The organism is Streptomyces lacaronensis (genome assembly GCF_047337785.1).
Lineage (GTDB): Bacteria > Actinomycetota > Actinomycetes > Streptomycetales > Streptomycetaceae > Streptomyces > Streptomyces lycopersici.
Genome location: NZ_JBLHDK010000003.1, coordinates 1,591,149 through 1,612,395 on the forward strand (window position 1 = coordinate 1,591,149; position 21,247 = coordinate 1,612,395).

Here is a 21,247-nt window from a genome sequence, read left to right on the forward strand (position 1 = left end):
CGATCTTCCGGACCGTATTGCGAATACCCGCTCCGCACCGTCGAGGACGCCGCCTCGAGGGCGCGTATATCCGGATTCTAGGTGAGGTGGGTAGTCATAGGACTCGCTTACGATGTGGGGCACCTGCCGAAGGCGTCGATCTCGTCCATCCTCTGATTCCTCGGCAGGTCCGCAACAAAAGAGGGGTGAGTAATGGCAGTCGCGAACGGCGTGCGTCAGTGGATCCGGCGGCACCGACCGTCCCCGACCAGTGCGGCGCGGTCGGACCACTTTCCACACGCAAGCGGCTCGGCAAGCGCCCACTTCCCATCCCCTTCGGGGTCGCCGGACTCCGGGGACGTGACAATTCCAGCACGCCACCCGGACGGGAGGGGGCGACGATCCGCATGGACCACCAGAGCCCGACCCGCACACGCGTTCGCCTCCGGAAGCAGACCGCCCTCGAAATCGAGAGAACACACAGACAACCCCGCGGGCAATTCCGGCAAAGACGCCGACTGTCCCATGACCGCACTCGTCGGCGACTCGGATGGGGCACATCGTGCGATATGAGATCATGGGACCTCTCCGCGTAGTGGAAGAGGAGAGGAAATTAACTATCAGGGCGCGGAAGATCGAGGTCCTGCTGACCGTCCTCCTCGTCCGCGCCGATCAAGTGGTCCCGATCGACCAGCTCATCACGGAGATCTGGGGAGAAGACCCGCCGCGCCGGGCGGTCGCCGGGCTTCATGTGTATGTCTCCCAGATCCGTAAGTTCCTGCGCCGGCCCGACCAGAACGAAAGCCCCGTTATCACCCGCCCACCGGGATATGTCCTGCGACTGGGCCACGACCGCCTCGACTTCCACTGCTTCGAGCGGCTGGTATGCGAGGGCCGGGACCATCTGCGGGAGCGGCGTTACCAGCAGGCCACGGCGACTTTCGAAAGCGCGCTCGATCTCTGGCGCGATCCATTGCTGGACGACGTATGCCATGGGCCGATCCTCGAAGGCTTTCAGACCTGGCTGAAGGAGGCCCGGCTGGAATGCATCGAGATGCTGACGGATTCCCGGCTCATGCTCGGCCGTCATCGCGAGCTGGTGAGCGATCTGTATCAGCTGACCACCGAGCATCCCTTGCGGGAGGCACTGCACCGTCAGTTGATGCTGGCGCTCTACCGCTGTGGCCGCCGGGCGGACGCCTTGCATGTGTATCAAGCGGCACGCAAGACGCTCAATGAGGAACTCGGGCTCGAACCGTGCCGGGCCCTACAGGACATGCAGCAGGCCATCCTCACCTCGGATGACCGACTGGAACTGCATGTTCCCGTTTGAGGAGGACCGCGTAAGGAGGTGGAGACATTGAGCGAACACGTCGGTTATCTGTTCGAGGGCAATCCGATCGAGGTCGTCCTCGAAGGCGGACCGGACGATCTGCCCCGGGCATTCCGGACCGGGCGGTCGACGCTCACCGCCAAGAAGCTCAAAATCCAGCACCGCAATGGATACGAACACTTCGAACTCGTCAACGATTCCGCTGACATCACCACAGCGATCTTCCGCTGGACCATGCGTACGAAAATCGCCGAGTAGCCTCCATGGCTCCGGAACCCCGGGATCGCCGACCGGCCACCGCCGGCCGGGTGGTCCCGGGGCGGGGGCCGTGGCCGGGAGGTCCGTATGCGCACTTCACGATGGAGCGGGGTCGTGATCGCCGCGCTCACGATGTCGACGGCCCTTGCCGCACTGCCCGCCGGGCCCGCGTCGGCCCGGACGTCCGCCAGACCCGCCACCAAGGTGGTGGACGGCCGTACTCATCCGGTGTTCTCCTACGCGGACGCCGTACGTGAGCATCTGATGGTCCAAACGCCGGTCGACAGTGACGGCGATGGCCACAAGGACCGGGTCGCGGTGGACATCATCCGGCCCAAGGAGACCCAGCAGGGTCTCAGGGTGCCGGTCATCATGTCGTCCAGCCCGTACAACGACACCGTGGGCCGGGGCTTCGAGTCGGAGCGCAAGACCTACGACGCCCAGGGCAACCCGGCCAAGTTCCCTCTCTTCTACGACAATTACTTCGTACCGCGCGGCTACGCCGTGGTCGATGTCGATGTGACCGGCACCGGCGGATCCGACGGGTGTCTGACGGTCGGCGGCGCCGCCGATGTGGCGGCCGCCAAGGCCACCATCGACTGGCTGGGCGGCCGCGCCACCGCGTACGCGGCCGACGGCGGCGAGGTGAAGGCCTCCTGGTCCACCGGCAAGGTGGGCATGATCGGCCACTCGTACGAGGGCATGCTGGCCAACGCGGTGGCGGGCACCGGGGTGGAGGGGCTGGAGACCATCGTCCCGATCTCCGGAGTCAGCTCCTGGTACGAGTTCGCCCGCACCAACGGCGCCAAGCACTGGAGCGGTTTCGCCTCGTATCTGACCACCGCGCTGGACACCGACCCGCCCCAGAAGTGCCAGGCGGTGCGCGAGCGGTTGCAGGCCGGTGAGGACGACGCCACCGGCAACTACAACGCCCACTGGGATGAGCGTGATTACATCGCACGGCCCGCGCCCGAGGTGAACAAGGTGCGCGCGAGCGTACTCGCCGCGCATGACATCAACGACTACAACATCCGGATCGACCAGCTCGCGAACTGGTGGGGTGCGCTGGCCGAGCGCGGGGTGCCACGCAAGCTGTGGCTCGGCCGCTACGGCCACACCGATCCATTCGACTGGCCCGGTCGGCGTGCGCGGTGGGTCGACACCGTGCACCGGTGGTTCGACCACTGGCTGTACGGCGTCCAGAACGGAATCATGGACGAGCCCCGCGTCGATCTGCAGACCGGCCCGGACACCTGGACCACCCAGGCCGACTGGCCCGCGGGCACCTCCTCGGTGCCCCTTCACCCCCGGCCCGACGGCTCGCTGGCGCTGAGCCCCGCGAGCGGCACCGCATCCTTCACCGACACCAAGCTGAGCGAGGCGGATCTCACCGCCGACCCGTCGGCGAACCGCCCCGGCCGGCTGGCCTTCCTCACCCCGCCGCTGCGCACCGGGGTACGGCTGTCCGGCACACCCACCGCCGATCTGCGGGTCACACTCGACAAACCGACGTCGAACCTCACCGCGCTGCTCGTGGACTACGGCGAGGACGAACGGATCGACTGGAACCGCAACGAACCCCAGAACCGGATCCACGACGGTCTGCGGGGGCTGGACGAGGAGTCCTGCCACGGGGAGAGCACCGCCCAGGACGACGCCTGCTACCAGCGGACCGCCAATGTGACGGCGCGCAAATCCTCCGAGGTGATCGCCCGGGGCTGGATGGACGCCCAGAACCGCCACTCGCTCACCACCCCCGAGCCACTCACCCCCGGCCGGTCCTACCGGATCACCTGGAAGACCCTGCCGGGCGACTACGAGATCAAGCCGGGCCATCGGCTGGGACTCGTCCTCGGCGGCACCGACGCCGACTTCCTCTACTTCGAGGACCCGACGGGGGCGAAGGTGACGGTGGACCTGGGGGGCAGCCTGGTCACCGTACCGGGCAACCCCGCCTCCAGGCGTGGATCACATGGGCGCCGAGGTCCGCGTACCCCCCGGCCATGCGGTGGCCGCTCTCGTACCGGGCCGTGAGGTCGCGGTAGCGGATGTCCTCCCTCGCGGAGAAGCCCAGCCGGCGCAGTTCGTCCGCGAGCTCGTCCGGCGTGAAGAAGCTGAGGAAGGGCTCTCCGGCCTCGGCGGCCCATGCCGCGCGCGCCTCGTGCACGGCACGTTGCTCCGGTGGCAGCGCGTCCGGCGGCTCGCCGTAGTCGAAGACCACGCCCGAGCCGTCCGGCAGGGCCGCGATGAAGCCGAGCGTATCCAGTACGGCGGTGTGCGTCAGATACGGCACCACTCCGAGCCAGAAGAAGAACGCCGGGCGGGCCGGGTCGAAGCCCGCCGCCGTCAGCCCGTCGGCCAGGCTCCGCCGCTCGAAGTCCACCGGCGCGAAGGTCAGTGACGGCGGTACGGGGATCTCCGCGGCGGCCAAACGGTCGCGCTTCCACTCCTGGGTGGCGGGATGGTCCACCTCGAACACCCGCAGGCCCTCCGCCTCGTACGGATTGCGGCAGCCGAAGGTGTCCAGTCCCGCCCCGAGTGCCACCGCCTGCCGTACCCCGCGTGCCACGGCTGCCGCGACGGCGTCCTCGGCGAACCGCGCACGGGCGGCCACGGACAGCCGCACATCCTCGCGCTCGGGGTGGAAGGCCGCCTCGAGGACGGGGTCGTCCGCGTCGGCGGCGAGAATACGGAGCGCCAGCGGGTCGTAGAACACCCGGCCGGCCTCCAGCTCCTGGTGGGCGGCGCGAAACGCGGCCGCGCCGCGGGCGGTGATGCTGGGCCGGCCGATCTGCATGGAACGTCCTCCCCCGAGGTCCCACCGCGGATGCCGCGAGCGACACCTCCATGGTGTCAGCTCCGCGCCCCGCGCATACCGCTAACGGCCTTTGTTCACAACGGAGTTACCCGATGAACGGCCGTCCGGGGACCGCCCCGGCGGCGGCGCCGCGCGGCGGGCGCGCATTGTCCCATCGATGGACTCAGGACAGGGGTTGACCGGGCCCATCGGGTGCAACCTGTCGGCCGAACCGGTGAAGCTCCCCGCCACTCCGCTAGCCCCTCTGTTGTCGTGCAATAAATATGACAATCCGACAATCAGAACAAAAGGGTCCGGCATGGCCGGACCAGTGCGGAGTGCACCGTGTCCCATCACCCACGCCATCGGACGGCGCTCCTGGCCGTCGCCCTGCTCGGCGCCGCCACCGCGTGCGGCAGCGGGACATCGGCCGCCCCGAAGGCCGAGGCGAAGCCCTCGAAGACCTCGGCGGTGGCCAGGAGCGGGTCCATGAAGAACTTCACCCTCGTGGCCACCGGCGATCTGCTGGCGCACGCCTCGGTGATCCGGCAGGCGAAGGCGGACTCGGGCGGTGAGAGCTATGACTTCCGGCGCATGATCCGGGCGGCCGCGCCCATCGTCGCCCAGGCCGACCTGGCCATCTGCCATATGGAGACCGTCTACGGGGCCACCCACGGGCCCTTCACCGGCTATCCGACCTTCAAGACGCCTCCGCAGCTCGCCTCGGCCGTGAAGGACATCGGCTACGACTCCTGCTCCACCGCCTCCAACCACACCCTCGACGCCGGGCCGGAGGGGGTGGTCCGCACCCTCGACGCCATGGACAAGGCCGGGCTCAAGCACGCCGGATCGGCCCGTTCCGCCGCGGAGAGCGTCCGTCCCACGATCATGGAGGCCGGTGGCGCCAGGGTGGCCCATCTCGCCTACGCCTACGGCACCAACGGCATCCCGGTCCCCAAGGGCAAACCGTGGCTGGTCAACCTCATCGATCCGGCACGGATCATCAAGGACGCGCGGGCCGCGCGCCGCGCCGGGGCCGATGTGGTGGTCGTCAGCGTGCACTGGGGCACCGAGTGGCAGCAGGCGCCGGACAAGCTCCAGCTCTCGCTCGCCAAGAAGCTCACCGCCGCCAAGGACGGCGGCCGCCGCGACATCGACCTGATCATCGGCACCCACGCCCATATCCCCCAGGCGTACGAGAAGGTCAACGGCACCTGGGTGGTCTACGGCATGGGCGACCAGATCGCGGGGGTCATGCCCGACAAGCGGGGCCAGATGGGCTCGGCGGCGCGCTTCACCTTCACCCCGCCCTCCGCCCCGGGCAGGGCGTGGCAGGTGAAGAAGGCGGAGTACATCCCGCATGCCGTGGACAACGACCCGATCACCTTGGTGAACCTTCCCCGGGCCCTGGAGAAGAGCCCCGGCAACCCGGGTTACACCAGTGCCCTGAGCACCATCCAGGAGGCGGTGCTCAGCCGGGGAGGCAAGAAGGACGGCCTGTCCATGGGGCGTTGACCGGACTCGCTCCGGGTGGCGCTACCGCTCCGCCCCGCCCGGCCGCTCCGTGTGGCCCGGCGGACCGGGCTGACCCGTCCGGTCGGCGGCCTCCCGCGTGTGGAAGGTCAGCCGGTCGTCGCGCACATCGACCCGGACCCGGCTGTGCGCGCGCAGCTCGCCGCCGAGCAGCATCCGGGAGAGCGGATTGTCGACCTCGCGCTGGATGGTACGGCGCAGCGGCCGGGCACCGTACTCCGGCTGGTGTCCGTGCTTGGCCAGCCAGTCGACGGCGGCCGGGGTGAACTCCACGCCGACGTCCTGGGCGTGCAGCCGGCGCCGGGTCTCCTCCAGCAGCACATCGGCGATCTGCCGCAGCTGGTCGTCGGCGAGCCGGCGGAAGATGATGATCTCGTCGATGCGGTTGAGGAACTCCGGCCGGAAGTGCTCCCGCAGCGGGCGCAGCACCCGCTCCCGGCGCGCCGCGTCGTCGGCCTCCTCGCCACCGCCACCGCCGAAGCCCAGGGGGCCACCGCGGCCGGTGATGGCCTCCGAGCCGAGGTTGCTGGTCATCACGATGACGGTGTTCTTGAAGTCGATGGTGCGGCCCTGGGCGTCCGTCAGCCTGCCGTCGTCGAGCACCTGGAGCAGGATGTTGAAGACATCGGGGTGGGCCTTCTCCACCTCGTCCATGAGCAGCAGCGAGTAGGGCTGGCGGCGCACCGCCTCGGTGAGCTGTCCGGCCTCCTCGTGTCCGACGTATCCGGGTGGCGCGCCGACCAGCCGGCTGACGGTGTGCTTCTCCTGGTACTCGCTCATGTCGAGGCGGACCATGCGGTCCTCGCTGCCGAAGAGCGCCTCGGCCAGTGCGCGGGCGAGTTCGGTCTTGCCGACGCCGGTGGGGCCGAGGAAGAGGAAGCTGCCGCTGGGGCGGTTGGGGTCGGCGAGTCCGGCGCGGGCGCGCAGGACCGCGTCGGCCACGGCGGACACGGCCTCCTCCTGCCCGACCACCCGACGGTGGAGGTGCTCCTCCAGGCTCAGCAGCCGTTCGCGCTCCTCCTGGGTGAGGCTGGAGACGGGGATCCCGGTCTGCCGGGAGACGATCTCGGCGATGTCCTCGACGGTGACCTCGGCGACGCGCCCGCCGTGGTACTGCGTTCCGGACGCCTGCGCGATCCGGTTGTTCAGCTCGGCGATCCGGTCCCGCAGGGAGGTGGCGCGTTCATAGCTCTCGGAGGCGACGGCCTGATCCTTGTCCCGGGTGAGCTGCTCGACCTCCCGCTCCAGGGCGCGCAGATCGGTGCCGCGGGCGCTGGAGCGCAGCCGTACCCTGGCTCCCGCCTGGTCCATGAGGTCGATGGCCTTGTCGGGCAGGAAACGGTCGGTCAGATAGCGGTCGGAGAGCTCGACGGCGGCGAGCAGCGCCTCGTCGGTGTAGCGGACCTGGTGATGGGCCTCGTAGCGGTCGCGGAGGCCGCGCAGGATGGCGACGGCGTCCGCGGAGGTGGGCTCGGGGACCATGATGGGCTGGAAGCGGCGGGCGAGCGCGGCGTCCTTCTCGATGTACTGGCGGTACTCCCGGAGCGTGGTCGCGCCCATCACATGCAGTTCACCGCGGGCCAGCGCGGGCTTGAGGAGGTTGCTGGCGTCCATCTGGCCGCCCTCGGAGCCACCGCCGCCGGCGCCGACCACCGTGTGCAGCTCATCGATGAAGATGATCAATTCGTCGGAGTTGGTGCGGATTTCGTCGACGATGCTGGTGACGCGCTGCTCGAAGTCGCCGCGGAAGCGGGTGCCGGCCACGACGCTCGCGATGTCGAGCTGGACGACCCGGCGGCCGAGCAGGATGTCCGGCACATCGGCGTCGGTGATCCGCTGGGCGAGCCCTTCGACGACGGCCGTCTTGCCGACTCCGGCCTCGCCGATGAGGACGGGGTTGTTCTTGCCGCGCCGGGCGAGCACCTCGATGCTCTGCTCGATCTCCTCGTCGCGGCCGATCACCGGGTCGATCCGCCCCTCGCGGGCCAGTTCGGTCAGGTCGCGCCCGAACCGGTCGAGGTTCGGGGTCTTCCGCTGGTCCATGACGGGCCTCTGGTCTGCCGTGGGGGCGCTCGGGGTGAGGCCGCCGGTCGGCGGGCCGGGGGCCCGGGGTTCGAAGCGGGCGGCGCCCAGGATCTGCCCGGCGGTGGACTCGCGGTTGGCGGCGAGCGCGATCAGCACGTGTTCGGGGCCGATGTACGAGGAGCCGCGCGAGCGGGCTATCTCATGGGCGTCGAGCAGCGCACGTTTGACGGCCGGGGTGACGGCGACCGAGTTGCGCGGCGGCCCGCCCCCCGCCTCCCGGTCGATCTCCGCGGCGATCCGGTCGGGGTCGGCTCCGGCGCGCGAGACCATGGTGCGGGTGGGCTCGGCGGAGAGCGCCGCCCGCAGCAGATGTTCGGTGTCGAGGTCGGTGCTGCCGTGTTCGGCGGCGTAGGAGGCGGCGGCCGAGACGAGATGGCGTGCGTTCTCGCTCATCAGCCGGCCGAAGTCGACATGGCGTGAATCGGGCCGCTGCCCGGCCGGCCCGGTCCCGAGGAAGCGTGCGAGGAAGTCGCCGAGTGGATCCGGCCCGAAGTCCTCGGGGCCCTGATTCGGGCCCTCGTTCCCGCTGCCCATATGACCAGTTTACGAGCGATCGGGGCCGATGTCCGTTCCTGGGCGGTTCCGCGGGCGGGCACCGCGGCCCGGCCACGGCTTCCGGGCGGCGCCCGGCGCCACCGGGTGCGTCAGCGCTCCGCCCGGTGGCGTTCGAGGACGACCAGGGCGGCGTCATCGCCCTGGTGGCCGCCCGTGTGGCTGAGCAGATCGCGGCGCAGACGGTCGATGAGGTACTGGGGGCCGCCGCCGTCCGCTCCGGGGAGCCGCTCGGCGAGCGGGAAGAAGGTGCCCTCGCTGTTCCGCGCCTCGATGACCCCGTCGGTGTAGAGCAGCAGCCGATCGCCCTCGTCGAACGGGAAGTCCTCGGTGTGGTAATTGCCGGCAGCCAGGTGGCCGAGGCCCAGCGGCAGTGCGGGCGCCTGGCCCTCCAGGGCCTTGACCCCGGAGTCACACAGCAGGAGCGGCGGTGGATGCCCGCAGTTGACGAGGCGGACCACCGGCCGGTCGTCGGGGATCTCCAGCACGGCGGCGGTGACGAACGACTCCCCCGCCCCGGGCGCCTTGTCGCGGGGTTCGGTCCGCTCCGCGGACAGCGCGGTGTCCAGGTGGGACGCCAGATCGGTCAGCGGTACGGGCCAGTGGGCGATCGCGCGGAAGGCGCCGAGCACCAGGGAGGCGTCCGCGACGGCGGTCAGCCCGCTGCCCCGGACATCGCCGATGATCAGCCGGGTGGCGTTCGAGGTGCGCGCCGCCGCGTACAGATCGCCGCCGATCTCCGCCCCCGGCTCGGCCGCGAGGTAGACCGAGGCGATCAGCAGCGGGCCGACCCTGACGGGGAGCGGACGCAGCAGCACGCGCTGCGCCACATCGGCCACCGCCCGCACCCGGTTCAGCTCACGCATGTGCCGGTCGAGAACCGCCCGGAACAGCACGATCATCGCCGAGACCAGGGCCAGGGTGATCACCTCGGTCAGGCGGCCGGGAAGGCCGAGGAACCCCTCCGAGGCGTTCGCCGCGATCTGCGCGACGACGGCCAGCAGCCCGACGCACGCGGTGAGCACCGGACCGGCGAACGAGGCGGTCATGGCGGGGGCGGCGATCAGCAGCGGGCTGAGCCGGACACTTGCCGGGGCCAGCACGTCGCCGAGCGTGATCAGCCCGATGACCAGCAGGGGGATCACGACCAAGAAGCGGGTCCGCCACCTTGGCCGGCGCAGATCCGAGGGACCTTGCCGCGTGTGCACATCTACTGCTTACGCCTGCCGTGGCCCCCGCGCCAACCCGCCGGCCCGGGGCACGACCGCGCCCCCGGGAGGCGGCTGTCACACTTCCGGCCGCCGTCTCGTCCTCCTTCTCAGGCCGAGGAGAGGATCGGGACATGGCAGAGCTGACCGCATTCGAAGAGCAGCGCGACCGGCTGTGGGCCGTCGCGTATCGCATCACCGGCTCGGTCGCCGACGCCGATGACGCGGTGCAGGAGACCTGGCTGCGCTGGCAGGCGCTGCCCGCGGACGAGGTGGCCGACCCCCGCGCGTATCTGACCACCGTCATCAGCCGCATCTGCTACGACCTGCTGGGTTCGGCGCGGGTGCGGCGCGAGCGTTATGTCGGCCCGTGGCTGCCCGAGCCGGTGGTGGCGGCCGGCGGTCCGGAGGACCGGGTGACGCTGGACGAGTCGGTGGGTCTCGCGCTGCTCACCGTGCTGGAGCGGCTGACTCCGGCGGAGCGGACCGCCTTCATCCTGCACGATGTCTTCTCGGTGCCGTTCCCCGAGATCGCCGAGGTGGTGGGCCGGAGCCCGGAGTCCGTACGGCAGCTGGCCTCCCGCGCGCGCAAGCGGGTCCGGGCGGAGGCGCCACGGCGCTCGGTCGACCGCGAGGAGCACCGGCGGGCCGTGGACGCGTTCCTCCGAGCGGTCATGGGCGGCGACATGGACGGGCTGCTGGAGATCCTGGATCCCGAGGTCGTCTGGCGTTCGGACGGCGGCGGCAAGGTGGCGGCGGCCCGGCTCCCGGTGCTGGGGAACGAGAAGGTGGCCCGCTTCGCCCAGCGGCTGGCCCGGGGATTCGACCCGGCCACGATGCTGGTGCACCACCGCGACGTCAACGGCGCCCCGGGCCTGGTCATCGTCGACAGCGCGAGCGGTCAGGCCGTGGTCTTCGCGTTCTCCGTACACCAGGGTGTGATCACCGAGATCGACGCGATCGCCAACCCCGACAAGCTCCGCCACCTCGACCTGCCGAACCTGTGACCGGCATCACCGTCACATCTCGGGCCGCCGTGTCGTCCTCCTCGTGAACACCGACCGGCAAGGAGGCCGCCCACATGGAGAAGCAGCAGGTCCTAGTGCTCGGCGCGGGCTATGCGGGGCTGATGGCAGCCCTGCGGCTGGCCCCGCACACCCGCGTCACCCTGGTCGATCCGAACCCCGCCTTCACCGAGCGCGTGCGGCTGCACGAGCGGGCCGTCGGACGGCCCGACATCACGCATCCGCTCGACGCGCTCACCCGGCGGGCCGGGATCGTCCACGTGGCCGCCCGCGCCACCGAAATCGATCCGGCCGCCCGGCGGATCACCACCGACGACGGCCGCCGGCTCCCGTACGACCGGCTGGTGTACGCGCTCGGCAGCCGCACCGCCGACCCCGGTGAGCGCGCCTACACCCCGGAGACGGCGGCCGAACTGCACAAGCGGCTGCTGGACGGCCCGGGTGAGCTGACGGTGGTCGGCGGGGGACTCACCGGCATCGAGCTCGCGGCCGAGATCGCCGAGTCCCACGACGCCTGGAGGGTCCGGCTGATCACGGGCGAGGAGGTCGGCGCGGGGCTGTCGGCCAAGGGCCGCGCCCATGTCCGTACGACGCTCACCGGGCTCGGTGTCCGGATCGAGGAGGGCCGCCGGGTGGCCCGTCCGGAGGACATCGACGCCGACGCGGTGGTCTGGGCCACCGCGATGACCGCGAACACCGCGCTGGCCGAGGCCGCCGGGATCACCCTCGACCCGGGCGGCCGCGTCCGCGTCGACGCCACCTTGCGCTCGGTGTCCCATCCGGAGATCTACGCGGTGGGCGACGCGGCGGCCATGACCGCCCCGGCCGCCGGTGCCCTGCGCATGGCCTGCGCCACCGCGATCCCGTCCGGTTCGCACGCCGCCTCCTCGATCATCGCCGAGACGCGTGGGCGGGAGCCCAAGCCGTTGCGCTTCCGCTACGTGGCGCAGTGCGTGAGCCTGGGCCGCCGGGACGGGCTGATCCAACTGGTGCGGGCGGACGACTCCCCGCGCGAGACGGTGCTGCGCGGTGGCACGGCCGCGCGCGCCAAGGAGCAGGTGGTGCGCTCCACGGTCAGGGCGCTGCGGCTGGCGGCGCGCCGTCCCGGGGCCGTCCCCCTCATTCCCGGGATCGGCTGACGGGCGCGCGGTCGTCAGAACGGGTAGTGGGCGTGCTGGGTGGTGAGGGTGATCCACCGGGTGTCGCTGAACGCCTCGATGCCCCAGCGGCCGCCGAACCGCCCGTACCCCGAGTGCTTGACGCCGCCGAACGGGGCCTGGGGTTCGTCCGCCACCGACTGGTCGTTGATGTGCACGATGCCGGTCCGGACACGGCGGGCGACCTTGAGCCCATGGGTCCCGTTCTCGGTGATGATGCCGCAGGTCAGGCCGTGATCGGTGGCGTTGGCCAGGGCCACGGCCCGATCGTCGTCGGTGAAGGTGTCCACCACACAGACCGGTCCGAAGGCCTCGGCGTGGTGGATGTCCATGTCCGGGGTGACATCGCTCAGCACCGTCGCCGGGTGGACCGCGCCGTCCGGTTCGCCACCGCCGGTCAGCACCGTGGCGCCCTTGTCCACCGCGTCCTTCACCAGGGCCGCCACCCGGCGCGCCGAGTCGGCCGTGATCAGCGGGCCGACCACGGTGGCCGGTACGGCCGGGTCGCCGCACGGCAGGGCGGCCACCTTGGCGGAGAACTTCGCGGTGAACTCCTCGGCGAGGCTCTCATGGACGAGTATCCGGTCGCCCGACATGCAGATCTGACCGGAGTTCATGAACACGCCGAAGGTGGCGGCGTTCACCGCGTGGTCCACATCGGCGTCGTCCAGGACGATGATGGCGTTCTTGCCACCCAGCTCCAGCACGGCAGGCTTGAGGTGCCGCGCGGCGAGTGAGCCGATGGTCCTGCCGACTCCGGTGGAGCCGGTGAAGTTGACGATCCGTACGCGGGGGTCGGCGATGAGCGCCTCGGCCACCTCGGCGGCGTCCTCACGGGCGTTGGTGACCACGTTGAGCACCCCGTCGGGCAGCCCGGCGTCGCGCAGCACATCGGCGATGAAGAGCCCGCAGGCGAGCGGGGCGTCCTCGCTGGGCTTCATCACCACCGTATTGCCCGCCGCCAGGGGCGCCGCGACAGAGCGGACCCCGAGGATGACCGGGGCGTTCCAGGGGGCGAAGGCCGCGACGACACCGGCCGGTTCGCGGACGGCGAGCCCGAGCGCGCCCGCCTCCTGGGCGCTGAGCACCTCACCGCGCGGGGCGGTGATCGCGGCGGCGGCCTCGCGGAGGATGTTCGCGGCCAGGCCCACGTTGAAGCGTGCCCAGGGCGCGGTGCCCCCGGTCTCCTGGGCCATGATCTCGGCGGCCCGCGTGGCGCGCGACTCCAGCAGGTCCGCCGCGGTCAGGAAGATCGTACGGCGCTCGAACGGGGCCAGCTCCGCCCAGGCCGGGAAGGCGGCGTCGGCGGCGGCCACCGCACGCGCCACGTCCTCGGCCCCGGCGGCCGCGACGGTGGCGAACACCTCCCCGGTGTAGGGGTTGAGGTCGTCGGCGGTGCGCCCCGAGACGGCCGGGGTGTCCTTGCCATCGATCAACAGATCGCGGTGGAGGGTCATATCGGATGTCCTTTGCGGTGCCTCGCCCCAAGGGTGTGTTCGCGCAGTGAACTTCGGTTCACTCCGCGCGGACCGTCAGTCTCCGACGCACCCCGGGCAGTCGTCAATGCGGAGGGCGCCGACGGGGCCATCGCACCCCGCCTCGCGGGCGGCGGCACGGACGGCGGGGTCGGCGAAGGGGCCGGAGCGGGTGTTGAGGAAGAGGGCGGTGGTGCGGGCGGTGGGCACCTCGCGGAGGGTGGCCTTGTCGAGGGTGGCCGCCTGGGAGACCGGGACCGCCTCGGCCATGTCCACCTCGCCGCCGCGCAGCGCGTTGGTGCGCGCCGTGCCATCGGCGATGAAGCGGACGTCGAGGCCGGAGGCGTGGGCCAGGCCGCCCCAGTAGTCGTCGAAGCGGTGAAGGGTGGCGCGGGTGGTACCGGTGGCCCTGGTCAGCGTGGACGGACCGGTGGCGGTGCCGGCCGGATCGACCGCCGCCGTCCCGCCCACCGTCTCCCCTTGCCTCGTACCGGCCTTCGTGCGGTACGCCTTGGGCGAGAGGACGGCCAGGCTTGCGGAGTCCGCGGTCGCGGTGGTGACCCGGACCCGCCGCTCCCCCACCGCCTCCGCGGTGGGCGCGCCCCCGGTGAGCGCGGCGGGCGGCGGATCGGTACGCAACAAGCCCGCCCGCCGATCGCACTGGCAGACTGGATCCCAAGGGGAGGAGGGGCCGATGGGGCGGGCATGGCCGTCGATGCAGGAGCTGATCCAGCGGCGCAGGAACGCCGGATTCGTGGGCCGGCGCCGGGAAGTCGACGCGTTCAGGGACAATTTCGGGCTGTCGCCGGAGGACGCGCGGCATCGCTTCGTCTTCCATGTGCACGGCCACGCGGGCGTGGGCAAGACCTGGCTGACGCGCCGACTGGAGCAGATCGCCCGTCAGGAGTACGGCGCGCTGACCGCCCGTGTCGACGAGACGGCGAGTTCCGCACCCGAGGCGATGGCCACGATCAGCGATCAATTCGCCCGCCAGGGACGGCAGTTGACATCCTTCGACCGACGGCTCGCCACCTATCGGCAGCGCCGCCACGAGGCGGAGTCGGTACCGGCGGAGGGCGAGCGGCAGGGGCCCAGCACCGGCGGTATGGCCGCCGCGCGGGCGGGTCTCGCGGGGCTCGGCCTGGTGCCGGGTGTCGGGGCGCTGGCGGGCGCCGTCGATCCGGTGCCGCTGGCCGAGGGCACCGACCGGCTGCGGGCCGCCCTCAGCTCGCGGTTCCGCGACCACAAGGACGTCCAGCTGGTGCTGGACCCGGTGGAGACGCTGTCCCCGCTGCTGGTCAGGGAGTTGTCGGAGGCGGCCGCGACGGTGCCGTGGCTGGTGCTGGTCTTCGACACCTACGAGCGCCTCGGACCGTTGCTCGACCCCTGGCTGCGCACCCTGCTGACCAGCGAACGCCTCGGCACCCTCCCTGCCAACACCGTGCTGGTGCTGGCCGGGCAGACCCGGCTGGACCCCGGCCGCTGGGGCGATCTGGCCGATGTGGTCGCGGAGCTGCCGCTGGAGCCGTTCACCGACGCGGAGGCCCGTCAGCTGCTGACCGCCAAGGGGATCATCGAGGAGCCGGTGGTACGGGAGGTGCTGCGGCTCTCCGGCCGGCTGCCGGTCCTGGTGTCCACCCTCGCCGAGAACCCCGGGACCGGCGGGGACGTGGACGACCCCAGCGCCACCGCCGTCGACCGGTTCCTGAAGTGGGAGCGCGATCCGGTGCGCCGCTCCGCCGCCCTGGCGGGCGCGCTGCCCCGGCGGCTCAACGAGGACATCTTCAGGGCGGCGGTGGACGACGACGGGGCGGGGCTGTTCGGCTGGCTGCGGTCGCTGCCGTTCATCGGCGACCGCGATGGGGCGGCCCGCTACCACGATGTGGTCCGCGCCCCCATGCTGCGGCTGCAGCGGACCACCTCACCGCAGCGGTGGGGCGCGGCGCACACCCGGCTGGCGGAGGCCTTCGCCGGGTGGCGGGAGGCGGCCGCCGGGCGGCTCGACCCACACGACGGATGGCGGCTGGACACCTGGAGCGGACCGCGCCTGGAGGAGTGGTACCACCTGCTGTGCGCACGGCCTTCGGCGGCGCTGCCCGGAGCGCTGCGGGACGGGATCGGCGCCTGCGACGCGGGCCCCGCGGTGGCCAGGCGCTGGGCGACCACCCTGGTCGAGGCGGGCGAGGACGCCGACTCGGACGCGGTGCGCGCCTGGGGACGGCACCTGGTGGAGGCGCTGGCGGACGAACGGCGGCGCGGTATCGAGGCGATGGGGCTGCTGCTGGCGCGGGCCGGGCTGGACACCACCGCCCGGGTCGCCGCCCTCGTCGTACGGGGCTGGCACCGCCGCTCGGTCGGGGAGTTCGACGGGGCGCTGGGGGACTTCCACCGGGCGATCGAGCTGGACCCCGGAAATGTGCGCGCGCACTTCGGGCGTGCCGTGGTCCACCGGGCGACCGGAGAGTTCACCGCGGCGATGGACGCGCTGGACCGGGTGGACGCGCTGGAGCCGGGCGCGGCCTGGGTCCAGCGGGAGCGCGGGGAGACCTGCCGCCGGGCGGGCCGGTACGAGGAGGCGCTGGCCCGGCTCGACCCGGTGATCGAGGCCGACCCGGCGGACCATGTGGCCCTGGGCAGCCGAGGCCAGGCCAAGATGGCGCTCGGCCGGATCCAGGAGGCCCTGGCGGACCTGGACCGGGCCATCGAGCAACACGGCGACTACACCTGGGCGCTGCTCCGGCGGGCCCGGGTCCGCAGCACCCTGGGGGACACGGCGGGCGCGCTGGAGGATCTGGACCGGGTGGAGGCGCTGGAGCCGGGCATCCCGGGAGCGCTCGGCGAACGCGGCGATGTCCACCGCTTCGCGGGCCACTACGAGGAGGCCATCGCGGTGTACGACCGGGCGCTGGCTCTCGACCCCGGCTACGCCTGGGCCCTCGGGAGCCGCGCGATGGCCAACGAGGCCCTGGGCAGACGCGCGGATGCGCTGGCGGATCTGGAGCGCGCGGTGGCGCTGAATCCCGGCTACGCCTGGGCCGTGGCGCAGCGCGAGCGGTTGCTCTCGGGCGGGGATTCACCGGAGGGCGGACGGGACGACGGGCCGGTGTGACCTCCCGGCACCCGTGCTTCCGGCTCCTCTCCCTCGGTGGCCGGTCAACGGTCAACGGCCGTGCGTCAACGGCCTTGTGTCACCGGCCTCGCGTGTCACCGGCCTTGTTCGTCACCGGCCCTGCCGTGACGCGCGTCCGGCGAAGCAGGACGACACGGCGTGGCGTACGGCACGCGGCAGGGCGCGGCAGCGCGACAGGTACCGGGACGGGCGGGCCCGGCGCACGGGGCGCGGTGCGGCGGATGGAGCCGGTACGGTCGACGGAGCCGGTACGGCCCCCTCGGGGGGCGTGTCCCGAACGGTGGCGGCCACCTGGGCGGGAGCGGCCGGATCCACCGCGGGCGGCGAGGGATCGGCGGTGTCGGCCCGCGGGGTGACGGGGCGCCGGGTGGCTTCCGCGCGCAGCATCGCGCGCATGGCGGCATAGACATCGATGGGCATGCGGATACTCCTGCGGTCTCGGACGTCCTACGGCTGAGCGGGCAGGCCGGACCGCATCCGGGATCCGCGACGGACGCGGAAACGGAATGACGGACGGCCGGGCCCGGTCAGCAGCGCAGAACGACGGACCGCGAGGAGAGCCGGCCGACCGGGACGCCGCCTCCGGCGCCGAACGCGCCGACGCCCGGCGCCGGGTCGGCGGGGCGACCGCGGACCGCGCCGAGCACGAGGGGGCCGAGGGACGTGGAGAGGGACCGATGGGCGCCGAACGAGGCGCCATGAGCCACCCGCCCGGCGTGCCGGGCCGGATGCCCGGCACCGTCCCGGGCGGAGAACACGGCCGACGCCGAGGAGGCGGAGCGCTCGTCCTCGGCCTCCGGCGCCACCGGAACAGGGGTGACGGGAGCGGACACACCGGCGGGCCCGGACGCGGCGAGCGCACGGGCCGAGACGGGAACCCCCGCGTCACCGGGCACGGACGTGGCCGGGGCCCGGTTCGGCACCCCGGCCGCCCCGGCCTTCCCGGCCGCGCACCGCTCCGGCCCGGTGGAGGGCGTGGCGCGGACGACCCCCAGGGCCAGCACGGCGTGCAGCAGTGTGGCCGCCAGCAGCAGAAGGACGGCGGCCGTACACGGGCCGCCGCACACCGCGGGGCGGTTCGTCCTGCCGCCGTGCACCATGCGGCCTCCCTCGCTGATCCCCCTCCAGGGAACCCCGCACAGCGGAGGACGGCACTCCGATTACCGGGAAAAGTCCAGACTTTCACCCGTGTCGGTTATTCGCTCGAACATCCATAACGCCCCATTTCGAGGAGTCATGGGCCGCGTGCTGTGATCATTCGAGCAATGCGGCCGGTGCGGCCTGCCGCCAGGAGTCGAGCAGGATGTCCCGCAGCTCATCGAGGTCGTCCAGCGCGGCGAGCCGCACCCGCACCCAGGCCGAGCTCGCCTCATGGGCGGCGACCCAGAACTTCTCCGGCTCCGCCAGCACCAGCTCCTCCCGCTCCACCTTGGGACATCTGACGGCCATCGAGGTCTCGTCCTCGGGCAAGGTGGCGAACATCTTCCCGGCGACCCTGAACGTGGGCATCGACCAGGCGATCTTCTCTGTGGTCTCCGGCAGCGACAGGGCGATGGCACGGACATCATCGGAGGTCGTCATGGCCAGACCGTAGAACACCCCACCGACAACGCCCCGGCCACGTCCGCCCCGGCCCCGGCTGTCGTCAGGCCCGGTACACGTACGGCGTGGTGGTGGTCAGGGGCACGAAGCCGAGCCGGCGCAGGATCGGGCGGCTCAGGCTGGACGCGTCCACCTGGAGATAGCGATAGCCGCGGTCGGCGGCGGTACGGGCCCGGAACGCGACCAGGGCGCGGTAGACGCCCCGGCCGCGCCACTCCGGTACGGTGCCCCCGCCCCAGAGCCCGGCGAACTGCGCTCCCGGCGGCAGCTCCATCCGCGCCGCGCTGACCGGCCGGTCACCGTCCATGGCCACCACCGCGACGACCGTGTCCGGCGCCTCGGCGAGCTGGGTGAGGAGCCGGTGCCGAAGCCCGGCGCCGTCGTCGCCGAACGCCCGCTCATGGACGTCCACCACCCGTTCCACACCGGCCGCGTCGGTCACCGGGAGCAGCCTGATGTCCTGGGGCGGTTCGACGGCGGTGTCCAGCTCCGCCACGTGGGCGACCATCAGCGTCTCCTCGGGCTCGGGGACGAAACCGGCCCCCCGGAGCCGTTCACCGAGGTCGCCGGGGCGGTCGTGCGCGTACAGCTTCCACTCGAACGCGCGGTCCGCGCCCCCGAAGTACCGTATCTGCGCGGCGATCGCCGCATCGGCGGTGGCGTCGTCCAGATCCGACCACAGGACGCCGTTCCAGTCGTCGCGGCCACCGGTCTGCCGCACCACCGCGCCCACCCGCTCGACCCGGACGCCCGGGCCGTCGGCCCGCGCACCCTGTCTCATCTCACGGTCGTACAGCTCACGCACCACATCACGGTCCATGCGCCCACCCCAGCACCGGGCCCCTCCGACGGCAATCGATTATCGGGCCCCCGATGTCGGCGCGTTACGGCGCGCCCTTCGCCCCGGCGGCGTAGTGGATCGCGATCCGCGCCCCGAGGCGTGCGTTGTTCTTGACCAGGGCGATATTGGTCCGCAGGCTCTCGCCCTCCGTCAACTCCACGATCCGGCCCAGCAGATACGGGGTCGCGTCCTTGCCGCCGATCCCCGCGTCCGCCATCTCGGCGAGGGCCCGCTCGATGATGCCGTCCATCCGGTCCGCGGGGATCTCCTCGGCCTCGGGGACCGGGTTGGCGATGCTCAGCCCCGCCGTCATGCCCAGCTCCCACTGGGCCCGCATGGTGGCGGCGATCTCCTCGGGTGAGTCGACGCGCAGCGGGGAGCGGAAGCCGCTCACCCGGGAGTAGAAGGCGGGGAAGTCGTCGGTGCCGTAGGTGAGCACCGGGACGCCCAGGGTCTCCAGCTTCTCCAGGGTCAGCCCGATGTCGAGGATGCTCTTGACCCCGGCGCTGATGACGGCCACCGGGGTGGTGGCGAGCTCGGTGAGATCGGCGCTGATGTCGAAGGACCGCTCCGCTCCCCGGTGCACTCCGCCGATGCCGCCGGTGACGAAGACCCGGATCCCGGCGAGCGCGGCGAGCCGCATGGTGGACGCCACGGTGGTCGCGCCATGGGCGCCGCGCGCGATGACATGGGCGAGGTCGCGCACGCTGACCTTGCCCACCTCGGGGCTGGTGGCGAGCAGTTCCAGACCGGCCCGGTCCAGACCGGCGCGCGGCCTGCCGTGGAGAACGGCGATGGTGGCGGGGACCGCGCCCTCGGCGCGGATGATCTCCTCGACCTCGGTGGCCATCTCGACGTTCTGCGGATACGGCATGCCGTGGCTGATGATCGTGGACTCCAGCGCGACCACGGGACGGCCGTCGAGCAGGGCCTCCGCGACCTCCTCGGTGAGGGTCAGCCGGGGGTGGGGGGTGGTCATGTGGTCCTCCGCAGCGGGGCGTCGAGCGCGTCCTCGATCAGACGCGGGGTCAGGTCGGGTCGTACCGTGGCGGGGGTGGCCACGGTCAGCGCGGCGGCGGCGTGGCCGTAGCGGGCGGCGTCCACCGGGTCGGCGCCGCCGAGCAGGGCGTGAGCGAACGCGCCGAGCATCGCGTCACCGGCCCCGGTGACGTCCCGCACCTCGGCCGGTGGCGCCTCCAGCGGCGCCCGGCCCTCGTCGAGGGTGCTCAGCAGGGAGCCGCGCGCACCGAGCCGCACCCACACATGCCGCACCCCGCGCTCATGGAGGACGGCCACGGCCCGGAGCAGCTCCGGGTCGTCCGCGTCCGTGGCCCCGTCGAGGTCCCTCCCGGCGAGCGCGCCCAGCTCCGCCACGTTCGGCGTGACGGCGAGGACCGGCCGCCCGGCGGCGAACAGCGGGGCCAGCAGCGCCGCCTTGGGGACGCTCACCGGGTCGATCAGCGTCTGGACACCGGTGGCGGAGGCGATGTCCAGGACGTAGGAGAGCACCCGCGTGGAGAGGTTCCCGTCCAGCACCAGCAGACCGGCGTTGCCGATGAGTTCCCGCGCGGTGTGCAGGTGCTCGGGGGCCAGCGCGTCGGTGGCGGCCATGTCGGCGATGGCCACGACCAGATCGCCGTCGGCGTCCAGCACCGCCGTATACGTGCCGGTGGGATGCGGGCCGCGGTGCACATGCTCGATACGCACCCCGGCGGCCCGGGTCTCGCTCAGCAGCCGCTCCCCCGCCGCGTCCTGCCCCACGGCGGCGATGAGATGGGTGGGGGTGCCCAGCCGGGCGAGGTTCTCGGCGATGTTGCGGGCCACCCCGCCGGGGCTGGTGTGGGACCGACCCGGGTTGCTGGTGCGGTACGCCACGGGGGCGAGGCTGCGCACCTTGATGTCCACGTTGGCCCCGCCGATGACCACCACCGCGTGCTCCTGGCGCAGGATGTAACCACGCCCCAGGATGGCGCCCTTCTTGCCCAGGTTGGACAGGTGCACATTGACCGCAGCCCGCGTGGTCCCGAGGGCGTCGGCGATGGACTGGGCGCCGGCCAGCGGGTCCCGCCGCAGCAGCGCGAGTATCTCCCGCTCCCTGCGCGTCAGCGTCATGTTCAGCAGACTAAAGCAAACTTAGCCCGATAAACAGGCCTCATCGGGGGCCGATGTACGGGCCACCGACGGCCATGGGTTGGCCCAGGAGATCGTAAAAGAACGGCGGATGACATCCTGAGGAGCCATGGCGCGCCGGACACTCTCGGCAGCGGCCCGG

18 protein-coding genes and 1 pseudogene are annotated in these 21,247 nt (G+C 72.1%); 7 read left to right on the top strand and 12 right to left on the bottom strand.

Features of this window, described 5'->3' with window-relative positions:
* Window positions 1–541: 541 nt before the first annotated feature.
* The 3 genes from ACMTAK_RS07120 (at window position 542) to ACMTAK_RS07130 (ending at window position 3,604) form a co-directional block, all read left to right on the top strand.
* Window positions 542–1,312 (top strand): AfsR/SARP family transcriptional regulator, encoded by a 771-nt coding sequence (locus ACMTAK_RS07120; protein WP_413805386.1) that lies wholly within the window; start codon window positions 542–544, stop codon window positions 1,310–1,312.
* Between the two features lie 18 nt (window positions 1,313–1,330).
* The gene (locus ACMTAK_RS07125) at window positions 1,331–1,570 is read left to right on the top strand and encodes a DUF5988 family protein (RefSeq protein WP_413805387.1); all 240 of its coding nucleotides are present in this window, start codon (window positions 1,331–1,333) and stop codon (window positions 1,568–1,570) included.
* A gap of 87 nt (window positions 1,571–1,657) precedes the next feature.
* Entirely contained in the window at window positions 1,658–3,604 is a 1,947-nt protein-coding gene (locus tag ACMTAK_RS07130) for a Xaa-Pro dipeptidyl-peptidase (RefSeq protein WP_413805388.1), read from the top strand.
* Here the strand turns inward: ACMTAK_RS07130 and ACMTAK_RS07135 are convergent.
* Entirely contained in the window at window positions 3,504–4,367 is an 864-nt protein-coding gene (locus ACMTAK_RS07135) for a class I SAM-dependent methyltransferase (RefSeq protein WP_413805389.1), read from the bottom strand. The genes ACMTAK_RS07130 and ACMTAK_RS07135 overlap by 101 nt on opposite strands.
* A gap of 353 nt (window positions 4,368–4,720) precedes the next feature.
* The gene (locus tag ACMTAK_RS07140; RefSeq protein ID WP_413104709.1) at window positions 4,721–4,858 is read right to left on the bottom strand and encodes a hypothetical protein; all 138 of its coding nucleotides are present in this window, start codon (window positions 4,856–4,858) and stop codon (window positions 4,721–4,723) included.
* On the opposite strand from ACMTAK_RS07140, the gene ACMTAK_RS07145 reads away from it, so the two are divergent.
* On the top strand, window positions 4,857–5,882 hold the full coding sequence (locus ACMTAK_RS07145; RefSeq protein WP_413805390.1) for a CapA family protein: 1,026 nt from the start codon (window positions 4,857–4,859) through the stop codon (window positions 5,880–5,882). The genes ACMTAK_RS07140 and ACMTAK_RS07145 overlap by 2 nt on opposite strands.
* A 21-nt stretch (window positions 5,883–5,903) precedes the next feature.
* Here ACMTAK_RS07145 and ACMTAK_RS07150 read toward each other — a convergent pair whose 3' ends face one another.
* Complete coding sequence (locus ACMTAK_RS07150) at window positions 5,904–8,519, bottom strand: ATP-dependent Clp protease ATP-binding subunit (protein WP_413805391.1); 2,616 nt, start codon at window positions 8,517–8,519, stop codon at window positions 5,904–5,906.
* Window positions 8,520–8,629: 110 nt separating this feature from the next.
* A complete protein-coding gene (locus tag ACMTAK_RS07155) occupies window positions 8,630–9,688 on the bottom strand; it encodes a PP2C family protein-serine/threonine phosphatase (RefSeq protein ID WP_413805392.1) in 1,059 nt (352 codons plus the stop codon).
* A gap of 191 nt (window positions 9,689–9,879) precedes the next feature.
* Here ACMTAK_RS07155 and sigJ point away from each other — a divergent pair, with 191 nt between their 5' ends.
* Entirely contained in the window at window positions 9,880–10,752 is an 873-nt protein-coding gene (gene sigJ / locus ACMTAK_RS07160) for an RNA polymerase sigma factor SigJ (protein WP_413805393.1), read from the top strand.
* Between the two features lie 74 nt (window positions 10,753–10,826).
* Entirely contained in the window at window positions 10,827–11,909 is a 1,083-nt protein-coding gene (locus ACMTAK_RS07165) for an NAD(P)/FAD-dependent oxidoreductase (RefSeq protein ID WP_413805394.1), read from the top strand.
* Window positions 11,910–11,923: 14 nt separating this feature from the next.
* On the opposite strand, the gene ACMTAK_RS07170 is transcribed toward ACMTAK_RS07165, so the two are convergent.
* Both ACMTAK_RS07170 and ACMTAK_RS07175 read right to left on the bottom strand, forming a co-directional pair.
* Window positions 11,924–13,384, bottom strand: coding sequence for an aldehyde dehydrogenase family protein (locus ACMTAK_RS07170; protein ID WP_413805395.1), 1,461 nt, complete (start codon window positions 13,382–13,384; stop codon window positions 11,924–11,926).
* Between the two features lie 138 nt (window positions 13,385–13,522).
* Window positions 13,523–14,032 (bottom strand): annotated as a pseudogene (locus ACMTAK_RS07175) (ABC transporter substrate-binding protein); the annotation flags it as partial.
* A gap of 64 nt (window positions 14,033–14,096) precedes the next feature.
* Here ACMTAK_RS07175 and ACMTAK_RS07180 point away from each other — a divergent pair.
* The gene (locus ACMTAK_RS07180) at window positions 14,097–16,511 is read left to right on the top strand and encodes a tetratricopeptide repeat protein (RefSeq protein WP_413805396.1); all 2,415 of its coding nucleotides are present in this window, start codon (window positions 14,097–14,099) and stop codon (window positions 16,509–16,511) included.
* A gap of 111 nt (window positions 16,512–16,622) precedes the next feature.
* Here ACMTAK_RS07180 and ACMTAK_RS07185 read toward each other — a convergent pair whose 3' ends face one another.
* The 6 genes from ACMTAK_RS07185 to ACMTAK_RS07210 form a co-directional block, all read right to left on the bottom strand.
* On the bottom strand, window positions 16,623–16,952 hold the full coding sequence (locus ACMTAK_RS07185; RefSeq protein ID WP_413805397.1) for a hypothetical protein: 330 nt from the start codon (window positions 16,950–16,952) through the stop codon (window positions 16,623–16,625).
* A 107-nt stretch (window positions 16,953–17,059) separates the two neighbouring features.
* On the bottom strand, window positions 17,060–17,632 hold the full coding sequence (locus tag ACMTAK_RS07190; protein ID WP_413805398.1) for a hypothetical protein: 573 nt from the start codon (window positions 17,630–17,632) through the stop codon (window positions 17,060–17,062).
* Window positions 17,633–17,786: 154 nt separating this feature from the next.
* Complete coding sequence (locus tag ACMTAK_RS07195) at window positions 17,787–18,113, bottom strand: MmcQ/YjbR family DNA-binding protein (protein WP_086881029.1); 327 nt, start codon at window positions 18,111–18,113, stop codon at window positions 17,787–17,789.
* Between the two features lie 64 nt (window positions 18,114–18,177).
* Window positions 18,178–18,954, bottom strand: coding sequence for a GNAT family N-acetyltransferase (locus ACMTAK_RS07200; protein ID WP_413805399.1), 777 nt, complete (start codon window positions 18,952–18,954; stop codon window positions 18,178–18,180).
* A 64-nt stretch (window positions 18,955–19,018) separates the two neighbouring features.
* Window positions 19,019–19,954, bottom strand: coding sequence for a pseudouridine-5'-phosphate glycosidase (locus tag ACMTAK_RS07205; protein WP_413805400.1), 936 nt, complete (start codon window positions 19,952–19,954; stop codon window positions 19,019–19,021).
* A complete protein-coding gene (locus ACMTAK_RS07210; RefSeq protein WP_413805401.1) occupies window positions 19,951–21,087 on the bottom strand; it encodes a PfkB family carbohydrate kinase in 1,137 nt (378 codons plus the stop codon). Before ACMTAK_RS07210 ends, ACMTAK_RS07205 begins: the two co-directional genes overlap by 4 nt.
* Between the last annotated feature and the right edge of the window lie 160 nt (window positions 21,088–21,247).